Source organism: Dellaglioa sp. L3N (assembly GCF_054941095.1).
Map to the genome: position 1 here is coordinate 1719727 of NZ_CM142928.1, position 14379 is coordinate 1734105.

The window sequence follows — 14379 nt, forward strand, 5'->3', positions numbered from 1 at the left end:
CTTTCTTTTTGAGTGAGCGCTCAATCAATTACAAGTTTGATTATAGCTCATTTAAAAGTTTAGTCAACCCTAACTTTTAAATGAGCAGTCCAGAAATAATTATTTTCCCTTTTGTTATCGCTACCAATTGTGGCATAATAAGGACAGCGATAGGATGGTGATTATTATCAAAAAGTCTGAATTAAAGCTGTATGCCGACTCGGATTTATTTAAAGATATGACAGATAAGCAAATACAAATTTTAATTGCTTCAATTGAATTATTTTCAGAAAAAGGTTACGCAAATACAAGTACCAAAGAAATTGCTAAAAAAGCTGGTGTCGCTGAAGGTAATATTTTCAGCAAATACACTAGTAAACAAGGGTTATTGAACGCTATTATTACACCAGTTATTAAATCTATTTTGCCAACTGCAATGCATGATTTACTAAATGAATCCACAGATCATTCAAAGATGACTTTAGATTCATTAATTCGCCCCTTACTAAAAAACAGAGTTACCTTTTTGCAAGAAAATGCTAAAGTTCTCAAAATTTTCATTTCAGAGTTACTCTACGATAAAGCTGTTGTTACCCAATTATTGGAAAATGCGCCCGCTCCTTACTGGACATCAATCAACTCAACTATTGACGTATTAAAAGAAAAAAATTTAATTGTCGATTGGGATAATCTCGAAATTCTTAAGGTTATCTGGTCAATTATTGGTGGTATTGTTTTAGGGTATCTCTTATTTGATCAACCATTAACAGAAGAAAGTATTACTCATTCAACTGACGCTTTAATTAAGGCTCTTAGCGTTTAAAGTGAACTCTCAATTATCTGCAAAAAAAATTTTAATATTCTACTACGATTATCAATACATTTAAAATACCAACGTTCTCTCCCTGGTATTAATAAATAGTTTACAGAAAAGGAATTGAACAGTTATGAAATTTGGTATTAAAGATATTGCAAAAGAAGCAAATGTTTCACTTACAACTGTTTCGCTAGTTCTAAACAACAAAATATCACGCATTTCAGAAACGAAAAAAAAAGAAATAAAACAAATAGCTGAAGATAATGACTATCGTCCAAATTCAGCAGCAGTCGCACTAAGTACACACATTAGTTATAATATCGCTTTAATTGTCCCAGATATTACAAATCCATTTTTTGCTAAACTAATAAAAGTTATAATCAAAAAATTAAATGAAAAAAAATATAATGTATTAATATTTGATAGTAATAACTCATATAATGATGAAAAATCTGCCATTAAAAGTTCAATATCAACAGGCACAGATGGATTTCTTCTAATACCCTCAAATGAATTATTTTCAATAGAAGTCATCGAATTTAATGAATTGTTTTCCAATATTGATAAGCCGCTTGTATTACTTAACGCATACACAGACAAAAAAATTAGCTATGTAAATTTTGACAACATTAAAGGTGCCGAATTAGCTACTCAAGAATTAATTGATCACGGACACAAAAAAATTGCTTTTATTAAGGGACATGATCACTTCGTAAATGCAATAGAACGATACCAAGGATACCAAAATATACTTTTAAAAAATAAAATTAGATTTGACAAGAACCTTATTTTTTCTGGTGATTATAGCATTCAAAGTGGTTACGATATTGCTCCTAATATACTCAATAACCCTAACATAACGGCAATTGTTAGTTCAAATGACCTAATGCTATTTGGTATAATTAAGTGGGCAAAAGTAAATCAAGTAAACATATCCAATAAGATATCAATGGTTGGCTTTGATAATAATCCATATGATGAAATTTTAGAATTACCTCTAACAACAATAGATCAAGATACTGAAAAAATGGCAACAAAAGCGATTAAAATGTTACTGCATAAAATTCAACATCCTTCCACAAAAGTTGAACATGTAGTTATTGATCCCATCCTCATACAACGCGAATCCGTTCATGATCTAATAAAATATTAAAAAAAATGTTGACAGTTCACAAATTAATGATATTATACAAATGAGATAGAAAGCGGTTTCAAAACGCTTTTTTTATTTCCGATTTTGGTAAAGCGCTTTACCAAAAAATAATGGAGGTTTAATTATTATGGCAAAAATACTTTTAGCAGGAGAATCTTGGATTTCTTCCACAACAGAATACAAAGGTTATGATTCATTTACAAGTACTAAATTAGAAATTGGCTGTGAATACTTACTAGATTCACTACGTTCTTTAAATCATGAAGTTGTTCATTTACTTGCACATGACGTACCTGAAAAATTCCCCTGGACAATAAGTGAATTAAATAAATATGATGTAATTATTTTATCTGATATTGGTTCAAACTCGTTCACACTATCTAATAAAGTTTTTTCAGAGGGACAAGCAACTGTAAACAGACTGCAATTACTAAAAGAATGGGTTCAACAAGGTGGTTCCCTAATGATGGCTGGCGGTTATTTATCTTTTGGTGGATTTGAAGGAAAAGGTCATTATCATGGCACACCAATTGAAGAAATTTTACCCGTCAATATTTTACCCTATGATGACAGAATCGAGTGTCCACAGGGAATAGTGCCCGTAGAAAATAATAGTAATAGTATTAGCTCCGATTTAGGCACACTCCCTATTATTTTAGGATATCAACAAGTAACTCCTAAAATAAATAGCAATATTCTAATGACTATTGGAGAAAAAGATCCTTTCTTAGTAACGGGAGAATACAGCAGCGGCCGTACTATGGCATATATGACGGATATCGCCCCCCACTGGGCATCCCAAGAATTCATGGATTGGAAAAACTACGGAGAATTTTTTTCACGTTGTATTAAGTGGCTTACAAATGAATTATAACAATTAGACATAAATTAATTTTTTTAAGGAGAGATACTAATGAATGATTCAAAAAAAAAATTGAACTCAACTGAAAAAAAAATTGTCGTTCCGTTACTTTTATTAACTACAATTTTCGTAGGAATGCTTTCACCCATGCAATCTGCCGTAAATGGTCAAGTTGGTAAATTTTTAGGTGATGGTAACGCATCCGCAGTAATTTCATTTGGGTCCGGGTTAGTAGTAATGACCATTATTATTCTAGCCCGCAGAGGTACAAGAAAACAATTTTCATCAATCCCTAAAAAGATATCATCGCGTTCAATTCCTTGGTGGAACTGGTTGGCTGGGTGTTGCGGAGCAATGGTCGTATTTTCTGAGGGAGCAACCGCTTCAGCCTTAGGCGTTGCAACATTTCAAACAACCTTAATTTCTGGTATGGTAATTTCTGGTTTAGTCTGCGATCGTTTAGGAATTGGCGGTCAGTCCAAACAACCTTTTAACGTACCAAGAATTTTAGGTGCAATTCTCGCAATCGTTGCTACTGTTCTTGTTGTTATACCAAGTTGGCAAGCACCAAAAGTCCTTATTCTCGCAATCTTACCATTTCTTGCAGGATTACTTGCAGGATGGCAGCCTGCAGGTAACTCTGCGGTAGCTAAAGAAACCGGTTCAATGTTAGTTTCTATCACTTGGAACTTCATAGTTGGCTTTGTCATTCTCGGTGCTGTTCTACTTATCCGAGTTCTAATAGGACAGGTATCATTTACTTTTCCAGCTAATTGGTGGATGTACCTAGGTGGGCCACTGGGCTTACTATCAATTGGTCTTATGGCTTTATTAGTCAGAGGCCTAGGCCTTCTACTGTTAGGCTTAGCCTCAACTGCGGGCCAATTGATTGGTTCAATCTTAATAGATCTCCTCATACCTTCATTGGGCAGTCAAATCTACCTAGTAACAGTAATTGGTGCTATTGTCGCGTTAATAGGAGCCGGTATAGCCATGCTCCCATCAACTTCTAAATACTCAAAAGCATCAAATATAGAGTAGTCTTAACGAATTTATAGAAGTATTTCTCAATTAAAAGAAGGGAAGTTATGGATATGTGTACAGGAATTGAACTTATTAGTAATCAGGGAAACCCTTATTGGGGACGAACCCAAGACTTCGAACAACAATTTGAATATTCAGGCGTAAAAATTCCAGTAGGTTATAAATTTTCTTCAACCTTTACTCCATTTATCACAAAAATTAATGTTATGGGAATAGTTTGGGCAGAGGATATCCATACTTCTCCTGTTTTATTAGATGGAATAAATGATTACGGAATTTGTGGTGGATCCTTCTATTTCGATCATAACTACCTCTACGCTGAAACAAAAAAAATTCGTGCTCAATCAAAAATTGCAATTCGTGGAGAAGAACTATGTACATGGATTTTAACGCATTACAAAAGCTTAGACGAAATTATAACTAGCGTTAATAAAGACATTGGTATAACCAATGAAATAGGACCCATGATGAATATGTCAGTCCCCCAACATTGCGTATTTCAAGATGAGACTGGTCGTTCCATCGTCGTTGAGCCGTCGGTAAAAGATGGATTTAAAATATTTGAAAATACTCTAGGCATTTTTACAAATGCTCCTACTTTTGATTGGCATCTTACTAATCTTAAACATCAATTAGAAAAAACTACCGAAAGAAAGTACTCGTATACTAATAATGAATTAATCACCCCCATAAATTTTGATGAAACTGCCGGAGGACTCCTTAGTATCCCAATGGATTACAAACCCGAATCACGATTTTTACGGGCTTCAATCTCAAAATTACTTTCCGTTACCGTTAATGACGATAACGCTCTAAATCAAATATTTCAACTCCTAACAACGGTTAATACTCCAAAAGGAGTATTAAGAATTAAACAAGATGTCTCTACCATCGTCGCTTGGACACAGTATACTTCAGGGTACGATATTAAAAATAAAATATTATATGCGTTCACGTATAATAACCGTAACATGCAAGAATTACAATATGGTGACCCTAAAGAATGGGGAAAAGATATTAGATATTTTAGCTTCAACAGTATCCAAACAACAACGCCTTTCATTGAAAAAAATACTTGGAAAGCAGGAGAAAATACCTTATCATAAAGTTAAACATATCAAATTAAATGCTGAAAATAGATCGATATTCATGGAGAGTGTCTCCATAAATATCAATCTATTTTTATTTACCAATTTCATAGAAGATATAAAACTTCAAAATATACAAAGCTTTTCATTATTCTTTCATTTATATATAGATAATTTTTATATCAAATATATTTTAACTGACATATTCTTTCAAAATTACTTATTAAAAACACTTATTTTCACATTATCAGTATAAAGCGTTTACATTTTAGTAAAAGTTTAGTAAACTGTACTTGTTAACTAAAAGAATACGATTACATTGAATAATCGTTTCTTTCATCAAAAAATCTGCTACATAGAAAGAGGTCATCAGAATGAATGCAAATAAATTAACGATTAGTGCTGAGCAATTTGCAGCTGCCATTATTGCCGGAAATCCTAAGCAAACAAACGAAGATAACAAGGTTTACATCAAACGTCAATTAACGTTGTACCTTGAATCAGTTTTGTTAGCCAATGATTTTAATTCATTAGAAGAGAACCAATTAGGTTCTGCTAAAGAAAAACAACGACAAGACATTTTAAATAAGATTATTGAGCATAGATACAATTAGTTTTAAATAAATTTGAAAGGGCTTAACTAATGAAAAATATGAAAGATCTCAAACAATATAGTTCTTATGCTTTCGGGGCATTTGGACATGATGCATTTTACGCAACACTTAGCACTTATTTTATGATTTTTGTAACAAGTCAATTATTCGATACAAACAATGCAGGTTTTAATGCCAAAATGATTGGTTATGTAACCTCTTTAATGGTTATCATTCGAATTGTCGAAATCGCTTTCGATCCATTAATCGGTGGTGTTGTCGATAATACCCGTTCTCGTTGGGGTAAATTCAAACCTTGGTTATTAGTTGGTGCAATTGTCAGTTCAATTGGTTTAGTTATTATTTTCACCGACTTTGGTGGTTTGGCAACAAGCAGTCCTTATCTATACTTAGCTCTTTTTGCAGTCGCATTTGTTATTTTAGATATTTTCTATTCATTTAAAGATATTTCATTTTGGTCAATGCTACCTGCTTTAACTTTTGATTCTGAAAAAAGAACTAAATTCGGGGCAGTTGCTCGTTTTGGATCAACTTTAGGTGCACAAGGTGTTATTATCATTATCGTTCCAATGGTTGTCTTCTTCTCAAAATTATTCTCAGGGACACATGGTAATACACAAACTAAAGCCGGTTGGTTCGGCTTCGCTGTTGTTATTGGTTTAGTTTCATTCTTCGGTGCTTTAGCAACTATTTTAGGAACTAAAGAAGAAAAGAATGCGATTCGTGAAAACACTGAAAAAATTCGTTTCCGTGATGTTTTCAAAGTTATTGGTAAAAACGATCAATTAATGTGGTTATCACTATCATATTTCTTATTCGCATTTAGTTATGTTATTACTAACTCACTTTTGATTTACTACTTCAAATATGTTTTAGGTCGTTCAGCAGCCTTCTCAATTGTCGGAATTTTGACAGTTATTTTAGGTATTATCTCAGTTGCTTTGTTCCCAACTTTAGTTTCATTGATTCATCGTCGCGCCATCTATCTTGGCGGAATTGTGGTCATGTTATTGGGTTACATCCTCTTCTTATTTGCCGGTAGTAATCTTATTGTCGTCTTAATTGCCGTTGGGTTATTCTTCTTCCCATACCCACTTGTTTTCCTAGCAGCCTTAATGACAATTACTGATAGTGTTGAATACGGTCAATTAAAAGGTGGCACGCGTCATGAATCCGTCACTTTAGCAGTTCGTCCTTTATTGGATAAATTAGCTGGTGCTTTCGCTAATGGTGTTGTTGGTTTTGCTGCAATTCATGCAGGAATGACTGGTAGCGCTACAGCAAGCGATATTACACATGGTGATTTACTACAATTCAGAACGTACATGTTCTTTGTTCCAATGGCATTATTACTTGTTGCTGCATTTATCTTCATGTCAAAAATTAAATTGACTGAAGCTAAACATGCTGAAATTGTTTCTGAATTAAAAAAGAATTTAGATTAAAATAAACAAAAAAGCGGCGATCAGATTTTTATCTGGTCGCCGTTTTGCTATCTAATCGTTCAGTCCTTTGCCTTCAAGAATCTTAGGAATATATTTGATAATTCGAGCTTCACGCGTTTCTGTTCGCTTAGCATCTGCGAAGTAACGGGCATATGTTTTTTGACGACCTGGCGTTAACGTTTCAAAAAATTCTTCTAGTTCGGGCATTTCATTCATTTTTTTCTGAAATTCAACAGGTAAAACAAGTTCCGTTGGCTTGCCCTTAGGAACTTTCAAGCCTGCTTTTTCAGCGTTAATTGCTTTTTGAATATAATCACCGATTTCTGCCTTCAAATCTGTCACTTCTTTTAAACTATGAAATCTGATTTGACGACCAACTTCAGTATTTTCACCCGTTCGAATTAAAATACCTTTACCGTCGTCAATCAGAGTCCCTTTTAAGAAAAGTAACGCCATATATTCTTTAAATCCTTGAATTAAGACGATATTTTTACCATTCAATGTATAACAAGGCTTTCCCCATTTAAAGGTTTCAACTAGACCTGTTTCAAGCGCAAATTCTCTTAATTGACTCATTTCTTCTTTCCATTGTGTTGCTTTTTCTAAATATAAATCAACTTTTGGATTCTTTTTAATTTCTGTCATTATACTAACCCCTTTATTTTATAGTCTTTTATCTGGATTCAATTGTAGCCCGATTAATGAGCATAATAGGAAGAACGCCGCTAATAAAATCGTTTTTGTCCCCATTATTGGTACCATAGCGCCCATTGAAACTGCCCCAAAAAGAAAAGCTAGAACAACACCCAACATGCGCCAACCTTTAGCCATCGCAATCACATTGTTTTTAACGATTCCATCATAAAAACTTTCAGCCATCGTTCTCAAATTACCGGTCATCATAAATGACGTAAATGGCCCTCCATTAATTTGTCTAAATTCTTGAAGTTGTGCTGCCGCGACCATTGACACAATTCCCGTAGATAACTGTGTTGGCCAACTTTTTGGAATAACTGCAACAATAATTAAAAGAATAGCTTCAATGCCAATCACAAATCGTTGTCGCTTATTAATAGAATCTTCTTCCTTAAACCGATGTTGTAAATTCCGAGTCACAATAATACCAATCATAAAGGCAAAAATTGGAATCAGATGATTAACTATGGCATCCCACTTCATTTGGCCTAAATTCGTCCCTAATATAATTAGATTCCCCGTTTGCATGCCCGCGAAAACACCATCGTGTACAAGATACGTGTACGCGTCAAAACCACCACCGGCAAATATCAATCCAGCAAACAGCAGCCTATCCAGCAGTGACATTGGTTTTTTCATCAAATCCTTCTTTCAGTCTATACTTAAAATTGTTCTTTCAATTTTAAGTATACTAAATTATCAGAAGTTAACAAGAATTATCCATTCAAAAAGGTTATCAAGCGATTTTTTTCACTTTAAGGCTTATAATAAAGCTAGTTTTTACATATATCAAGGGGGATTATTTTTATGCATTTAGCCATTATTGGTGCTGGACCACGAGGCATGATAACACTTGAACGACTTATTGCTTGGCAACAGACAAACCATTTAAACAAACCACTTACAATTGATTTATACGATCCACACGGTGTTGGCGGCCGTGTATGGACCCCAAAACAACCTCATGAATTAATCATGAACACAGCGGCCCAACAAATTAGCTTATTCTACGGGACAAGTGTCCAATCTGTTGGACCAATGGTTACCGGCCCTAATATTTTTGAATGGGCACAATCCGCTGCGCATCATTTTATCGAAAAAAATGATTATTCAGTCGATTTTTTAAATGAAATTACCCATTTAAAACCGAATGATTATGCTACAAGAGCCCTTTTCGGCGTTTATATTCAATGGTATTACGCTGAGTTACTTAAACGTGCACCTAAAAATATAAAAATTAATTTAAATAAAGTTACGGTTACGCAAGTTTCTAAACTATCGGACCAATTTGAAATCACAACTGCCTTGCCTTCAACTGACATTGTTGATTATGTCATCATGTCCCTAGGAAATCTTGAAAATGAATTATCTGCCGGACAACAAAAATTGGCTGATTTTGCAACAAAAAACAAGTTAACTTATGTCTTACCAGGATTTCCAAACGAAACAGAACTCGACCACATCACACATGAAGACACCGTCATCTTACGTGGCTTAGGTTTAAGTTTCTTTGACTTAATCACACGCTTAACCGTTGAACGCGGTGGCAAATTTGAGCGTTTAGAGAACGGAAAATTACAGTATCATGCAAATGGTAGCGAACCGCATATTGTGGCCGGATCACGCCGTGGATGGCCTTATCATGCAAAAGGTGATAATCAAAAAGCACCTGGTGAGGAATCCAAAGCTCATTTTATAACAGCTGCTAAAATGGCCGTCTTTTTGGAAAATGGTTCAGTTCCCTTTGCTGAATTTTGGCAATTATTAAGTCATGATGTTGAATACCATTACTACTCACTACTTGTCGCCGAAAGTTATCCAACAATTGATTTAACAACCTTTCAATTAGATTTCTTAAGAAATCCTGAAATGACTATTGAACGTTCAATCATTATGGAGGCTGATAAATTCAATTGGGCTCATTTAGGCAATCCAATGACCAAAAAGCCTAACACAGATTTCAAAACAATCATGTTAGAGCACTTACAAAAAGATGCCACAGACGCAAAACTTGGAACAAAAACCGGTCCATTGACCAGTGCACTTGAAGTCTTACGTGACTTACGTCTTCCCGTTAGACAGCTAATTGATAACCGTCTTTTAACGGACGATGAGTATTTAACAGACTTTTTAGGCTGGTTTAACTCACTAAATAACTTTTTAACAATTGGACCACCTGCTATTCGAATTGAACAATTACGTGCACTTGTTGAAGCCGACGTTGTCACACTATTGGAACCTGGGATGGTCGTCGATACTAAAGATGACCAATTTGACACATATAGTGCCAATACGCCAGACCAACATTACTTAGCAACCACTTTAATTGAGGCACGAGTCCCTGCTGTTCATGCCACAACGGCAACAAGTCCATTAATGAAACAGTTGCTTGAAACTAAAATTGCCAATCCATTAATTTTAAATCCTACTAAAGGTGCACCAGTAATAGATGGTGCCGTTAATGTTGACCCCGTCAACAATTTATTGTTAGATGAAAATCAGACACCACAACCCGGATTGTACTTCTGGGGTGTTCCAACGGATGGTGTCCACTGGTTAACTGCCGCAAGTCCAAGACCTTTTGTGAATGATGTTAGTTTACGTACAGCTAATGACATTGTTAAAGATATTTTTGAAAAAGAAATAGCTAAAAATTAATCAAAAAGAGTCACATATTCTGTTTCAAAACAGAATATGTGACTCTTTTTTCTATTGCAACTATTCTTGGTAATAGATTTATTAAAAACAAGAAAATGAGTACTCTACGGTTTAACTATTCATGATAGACTTATTAATTTTTCTTTTTTTACATTTAAGTTATCCATTTTAATATTTAAAAATACTATTTAGTTACTAATTCAAGTGGTGAACTAATTTTCTTATCTAGTTTTTTACCATTAAAGTGATCATAAGCGGCCTTAATTGCAATTTTACCCATTTCTTTAGGTTGTTGTGCAACAGTTGCCGTAAGTTTACCCATTTTAACTGACTTTAATCCATCTACACTACCGTCAAATCCTACAATAACAAGATCTGATTTTCCTGCACTCTTTGCAGCTTCAATTGCCCCTAGAGCCATTTCATCATTTTGAGAGAATACACCTTTAATATCAGGATTAGATTGTAAAAGATTTTCCATTACTGACAAACCTTTTGCACGGTCAAAATTAGCTGATTGTTTCGTTACAACATCTAATTTTCCTTTAACATTTTCATCAAATCCTTTACCACGTTCACGTGTTGCGGATGCACCTGGTGTTCCTTGTAATTCTGCTACTTTAGCATTTTTACCAAGCTTCTTTGACATATATTCAGCAGCCATTTTACCACCTTTAACATTATCTGATGCTACAAGTGTCAAAACTTTTCCACCAGTACTTGAACGATCCAATGCAATAACAGGAATATTTGCGTCATTCGCATTCTTGATTTCAGGTGTAATTGCATCAGAGTCAACTGGATTGACAATAATAATATCTACCTTTTTCTGAATTAAATCTTCAATATCATTACTCTGTTTAGCACTATCATCTTGTGCATCCATCACCTCAACATTCGTTCCATTTTTAGTAGCAACAGATGTTATACCTGATTTAACAGAAACAAAAAACGGATTACTCAATGTTGATAATGAAACTCCAATTTTCAACTTTTTAGGTGCAATTTTTGCTGTCTTAGTTGTTTTATCACTGCTTCCATTATCTAATGATGCACCACAACCTGCCAATACGACTACTGCCAATGCGAAAACTGAAACTAACGTTACTATTTTTTTCATTATTATCTCCCCTTAATTGTTATTTGTTTTTTTTCGATCCAATAATACTGCAATAATAATAACTATCCCTTTAACAATTTGTTGGTAAAAACTTGATACTCCTAACAAGTTTAAACCATTGTTTAATGTTCCAATGATTAATGCACCAATTAAAGTTCCAAAAATACGACCCTTACCACCCGATAAACTCGTCCCTCCTAAAACTACGGCAGCGATTGCATCCATTTCATATGAAGTTCCTGCATTAGGTTGAGCTGAATTCAATCTAGATGTCAAAATAACACCCGCTATAGAAGCCATTAATCCAGAAATCGTATAAATAATTAATTGAATTCTATCAACTTTTACTCCAGCAACAAAGGCTGCTTTTTCATTTCCACCTAATGCATATGTTTTGCGACCAAACGACATTTTGTGCAATACCATAAATAAAATTAAATATGCAATTACCATGATAAGGATTGGCACAGGAATACCGAATAAGTAACCTCTCCCCATAAATTGGAATAAGAAACTATTACTTAATTTTTCACCTGTAATTGGGTTCCCATTAGTAAATACATATGTTGCTCCCCGAAAAATAGTCATTGTAGCTAAAGTTGCTATAAATGGTGCCATTTTCCCATATGCAATTAACAATCCATTGACTGATCCAAATAGAGCACCAGCTAAAATACCACCTAAAATTGCAACAAAAGCTGGATATCCAGAAACCATCAATTGAGCCGAAATAGCACCACTTAATCCCAATATTGACCCAACGGATAAATCAATCCCACCAGTTAAAATAACAAACGTCATTCCAAATGCAATTAATGCATTAATTGAAACTTGTCGTAATAAGTTTAATAAGTTTGTTGAAGTTAAAAAGCTAGAATTTAAAGCGCTTACAATTATAACTAAAAATACTAACGCAACAACTGGCCCTAACTTAGAAATAAATTTTTTAAAATCAAATCCCTTTTTTTCTTCACTTTTCTTAACATTATCCATTTTTACTACCTCCCGTTGCTAACGCCATCACTGATTCTTGTGTGGCTTTCTTAGTTTCAACAATTCCCTTTAAATTTCCTTCATGAATAACCGCAATTCGATCACTCATCCCTAAAACTTCTGGTAAATCACTTGAAATCATAATAATTGCTACTCCACGGTCAGTTAACTCGTTCATTAAATTATATATTTCACGTTTTGCGCCAACATCAATACCACGGGTTGGTTCATCCAATATTAATACTTGCGGGCCTGTACCAATCCATTTCGCTAACACCACTTTTTGTTGATTACCTCCTGACAAACTTCCAGCCGTAACATCAGCATTCATTGCTTTGACGTTTAAACGTTTCATTAGCATATCAACAAAATCAGATTCACTTTTAGTATCAACAATTCCATGTTTAACAAACCCCTTAACACTTGGAAGTACAATATTATCTGATAAAGAAAAATCGAGAATCAATCCTTCGTCTTTACGATTTTCCGTTAAAAATCCAATTCCTTTATCAATCGCATCTTGCGGATCCTTTATATGAACTTCCTTACCTTTAATAAATACATGACCATCTGTAATAGGGTCAATTCCAAAAATAGAACGCATTATTTCTGTTCTACCTGCACCCATCAAACCTGAAAATGCCAATATTTCACCAGACTTAACATCAAAATTTATATCATTAAATTTTCCTTTATTTGATAAATGTTCTACCCTGAAAAATTCTTCACCTAATTTAGGTAGTCTATCCGGATAAAAATCATTAAGTTCACGTCCAACCATGTCATGAACAATCTGTTGCATGTTTGTCTCTGAAATTTTGTATGTGCTAATCGAAATACCATCTCGCATAACAGTTACTCGATCACAAATTTCAAATATTTCTTCCATTCGATGTGAAATATAAACAATTGAAACGCCTTTCTTTTGTAAATTTTGTATAATTTCAAACAAACTATGGATTTCCTTTTCAGTTAAAGCAGCAGTTGGTTCATCCATAATAATAACTTTGGCGTCAGACATAAGCGATTTAGCAATTTCAATCATTTGTTGTTTACCAACACTTAATGAACCAATCTCTACATTTAAATCAATATTTGCTCCCAGTTGTCCAAGGTATTGTTGCGCATTTTGTCGCATTTTATTTTCTTGAATCACACCCATTTTATTTTTAATCTCACGGTTCATATACATATTATCCAAAACTGTCATTTCACTAAAATTATTCATTTCTTGGTGAATAAAACTAACACCATTCATTTCAGCTACCTTAACACTCTCATAATATGTCTCTTTTCCATCAATAAAAATTTGTCCTTTATCAACCTTCAATAAACCAGTTAACATATTCATCAAAGTTGATTTACCGGCCCCATTTTCACCCATTAAAGCATGAACTTCTCCAGACTCTAAAGTAAAATCAACACCTTCTAATACTTTGTTAGGACCAAACGCTTTATGGATACCTTTCATTTCTACTTTCATTTTTTCACCTCATTTATGATCTTATCAAAACACAACTCCACTAACTAGAATAATGTTAGCAAATGGTGTCATTTCACCCGTTCTCACAAATGCATGCGCAGTTTGTAAGTCCTTTTTCATTTTTTCGTGAGGAATAAAATCAATCTGAACTCCACTCATTCTTCTTTTAATTTGGTCTAATATTTCAGGATTTTTTATTTTTATTTCATTAGCTAAATAAATTTTCTGAACTTCTAGTTCTTCTAATATATTATCTAATACATCCATAAAACTTGGAATGCCATTTGTCACTGCCAAATCAATTTTTTCTGTCCCGTCTGGAACTGGCATCCCTGCATCACCAATCGCCAAAGTATCATAATGTCCCATTTTAGAAATAACCCGTGAAAGATTTGAATTAATAACTGCTGTTTTCTTCATAATTATC

General features: G+C 34.0%; 14 protein-coding genes. 8 read left to right on the forward strand and 6 right to left on the reverse strand.

Annotated elements, in window-relative coordinates:
- Positions 1-217: 217 nt before the first annotated feature.
- From ACVPPR_RS08845 to ACVPPR_RS08875, 7 genes are all read left to right on the forward strand, one after another.
- Positions 218-802 (forward strand): TetR/AcrR family transcriptional regulator, encoded by a 585-nt coding sequence (locus ACVPPR_RS08845; RefSeq protein ID WP_462297977.1) that lies wholly within the window; start codon positions 218-220, stop codon positions 800-802.
- 124 nt (positions 803-926) lie between these two features.
- On the forward strand, positions 927-1949 hold the full coding sequence (locus ACVPPR_RS08850) for a LacI family DNA-binding transcriptional regulator (protein ID WP_462304195.1): 1023 nt from the start codon (positions 927-929) through the stop codon (positions 1947-1949).
- 127 nt (positions 1950-2076) lie between these two features.
- Entirely contained in the window at positions 2077-2823 is a 747-nt protein-coding gene (locus tag ACVPPR_RS08855; RefSeq protein ID WP_462304196.1) for a glutamine amidotransferase, read from the forward strand.
- Positions 2824-2862: 39 nt separating this feature from the next.
- The gene (locus ACVPPR_RS08860) at positions 2863-3852 is read left to right on the forward strand and encodes a DMT family transporter (protein WP_462304197.1); all 990 of its coding nucleotides are present in this window, start codon (positions 2863-2865) and stop codon (positions 3850-3852) included.
- Between the two features lie 47 nt (positions 3853-3899).
- Positions 3900-4961 (forward strand): linear amide C-N hydrolase, encoded by a 1062-nt coding sequence (locus ACVPPR_RS08865; RefSeq protein WP_462304198.1) that lies wholly within the window; start codon positions 3900-3902, stop codon positions 4959-4961.
- A 356-nt stretch (positions 4962-5317) separates the two neighbouring features.
- Positions 5318-5557: a hypothetical protein gene (locus ACVPPR_RS08870; protein WP_462297972.1), complete on the forward strand. Its 240-nt coding sequence runs from the start codon at positions 5318-5320 to the stop codon at positions 5555-5557.
- A gap of 38 nt (positions 5558-5595) precedes the next feature.
- Positions 5596-7002, forward strand: a complete 1407-nt coding sequence (locus tag ACVPPR_RS08875) for a glycoside-pentoside-hexuronide (GPH):cation symporter (protein ID WP_462298085.1) — start codon at positions 5596-5598, stop codon at positions 7000-7002.
- A 51-nt stretch (positions 7003-7053) separates the two neighbouring features.
- On the opposite strand, the gene ACVPPR_RS08880 is transcribed toward ACVPPR_RS08875, so the two are convergent.
- Together ACVPPR_RS08880 and ACVPPR_RS08885 are read right to left on the reverse strand one after the other, a co-directional pair.
- Positions 7054-7647 (reverse strand): YdeI/OmpD-associated family protein, encoded by a 594-nt coding sequence (locus ACVPPR_RS08880; RefSeq protein ID WP_462304199.1) that lies wholly within the window; start codon positions 7645-7647, stop codon positions 7054-7056.
- An 18-nt stretch (positions 7648-7665) separates the two neighbouring features.
- Positions 7666-8337 carry a YoaK family protein gene (locus tag ACVPPR_RS08885; RefSeq protein ID WP_462304200.1) on the reverse strand — a complete coding sequence of 224 codons (672 nt, stop codon included), beginning with the start codon at positions 8335-8337 and terminating at the stop codon, positions 7666-7668.
- Between the two features lie 168 nt (positions 8338-8505).
- Between ACVPPR_RS08885 and ACVPPR_RS08890 the strand changes: the two genes are divergently transcribed.
- Positions 8506-10356 carry an FAD/NAD(P)-binding protein gene (locus tag ACVPPR_RS08890; RefSeq protein WP_462304201.1) on the forward strand — a complete coding sequence of 617 codons (1851 nt, stop codon included), beginning with the start codon at positions 8506-8508 and terminating at the stop codon, positions 10354-10356.
- A 184-nt stretch (positions 10357-10540) separates the two neighbouring features.
- Here ACVPPR_RS08890 and ACVPPR_RS08895 read toward each other — a convergent pair whose 3' ends face one another.
- The 4 genes from ACVPPR_RS08895 to rbsD are packed head-to-tail and all read right to left on the reverse strand — an operon-like array spanning position 10541 to position 14372.
- Positions 10541-11476: a D-ribose ABC transporter substrate-binding protein gene (locus ACVPPR_RS08895; RefSeq protein ID WP_462304202.1), complete on the reverse strand. Its 936-nt coding sequence runs from the start codon at positions 11474-11476 to the stop codon at positions 10541-10543.
- A gap of 12 nt (positions 11477-11488) precedes the next feature.
- A complete protein-coding gene (locus ACVPPR_RS08900; protein WP_462304203.1) occupies positions 11489-12469 on the reverse strand; it encodes an ABC transporter permease in 981 nt (326 codons plus the stop codon).
- On the reverse strand, positions 12462-13952 hold the full coding sequence (locus ACVPPR_RS08905; protein WP_462304204.1) for a sugar ABC transporter ATP-binding protein: 1491 nt from the start codon (positions 13950-13952) through the stop codon (positions 12462-12464). The genes ACVPPR_RS08900 and ACVPPR_RS08905 overlap by 8 nt, the downstream gene beginning before the upstream one ends.
- 24 nt (positions 13953-13976) lie before the next feature.
- Positions 13977-14372, reverse strand: coding sequence for a D-ribose pyranase (gene rbsD / locus ACVPPR_RS08910; RefSeq protein WP_462304205.1), 396 nt, complete (start codon positions 14370-14372; stop codon positions 13977-13979).
- Positions 14373-14379 lie beyond the last annotated feature (7 nt).

What these genes read in the sequence shown, in the direction of transcription:
- ACVPPR_RS08870 (WP_462297972.1), top strand. Translation starts at nt 5,318, where the DNA reads ATGAATGCAAATAAATTAACGATTAGTGCTGAGCAATTTGCAGCTGCC.
- ACVPPR_RS08855 (WP_462304196.1), top strand. Translation starts at nt 2,077, where the DNA reads ATGGCAAAAATACTTTTAGCAGGAGAATCTTGGATTTCTTCCACAACA.
- ACVPPR_RS08850 (WP_462304195.1), top strand. Translation starts at nt 927, where the DNA reads ATGAAATTTGGTATTAAAGATATTGCAAAAGAAGCAAATGTTTCACTT.
- ACVPPR_RS08865 (WP_462304198.1), top strand. Translation starts at nt 3,900, where the DNA reads ATGGATATGTGTACAGGAATTGAACTTATTAGTAATCAGGGAAACCCT.
- ACVPPR_RS08895 (WP_462304202.1), bottom strand. Translation starts at nt 11,476, where the DNA reads ATGAAAAAAATAGTAACGTTAGTTTCAGTTTTCGCATTGGCAGTAGTC.
- rbsD (WP_462304205.1), bottom strand. Translation starts at nt 14,372, where the DNA reads ATGAAGAAAACAGCAGTTATTAATTCAAATCTTTCACGGGTTATTTCT.
- ACVPPR_RS08845 (WP_462297977.1), top strand. Translation starts at nt 218, where the DNA reads ATGACAGATAAGCAAATACAAATTTTAATTGCTTCAATTGAATTATTT.
- ACVPPR_RS08875 (WP_462298085.1), top strand. Translation starts at nt 5,596, where the DNA reads ATGAAAGATCTCAAACAATATAGTTCTTATGCTTTCGGGGCATTTGGA.
- ACVPPR_RS08860 (WP_462304197.1), top strand. Translation starts at nt 2,863, where the DNA reads ATGAATGATTCAAAAAAAAAATTGAACTCAACTGAAAAAAAAATTGTC.
- ACVPPR_RS08885 (WP_462304200.1), bottom strand. Translation starts at nt 8,337, where the DNA reads ATGAAAAAACCAATGTCACTGCTGGATAGGCTGCTGTTTGCTGGATTG.
- ACVPPR_RS08905 (WP_462304204.1), bottom strand. Translation starts at nt 13,952, where the DNA reads ATGAAAGTAGAAATGAAAGGTATCCATAAAGCGTTTGGTCCTAACAAA.
- ACVPPR_RS08890 (WP_462304201.1), top strand. Translation starts at nt 8,506, where the DNA reads ATGCATTTAGCCATTATTGGTGCTGGACCACGAGGCATGATAACACTT.
- ACVPPR_RS08900 (WP_462304203.1), bottom strand. Translation starts at nt 12,469, where the DNA reads ATGGATAATGTTAAGAAAAGTGAAGAAAAAAAGGGATTTGATTTTAAA.
- ACVPPR_RS08880 (WP_462304199.1), bottom strand. Translation starts at nt 7,647, where the DNA reads ATGACAGAAATTAAAAAGAATCCAAAAGTTGATTTATATTTAGAAAAA.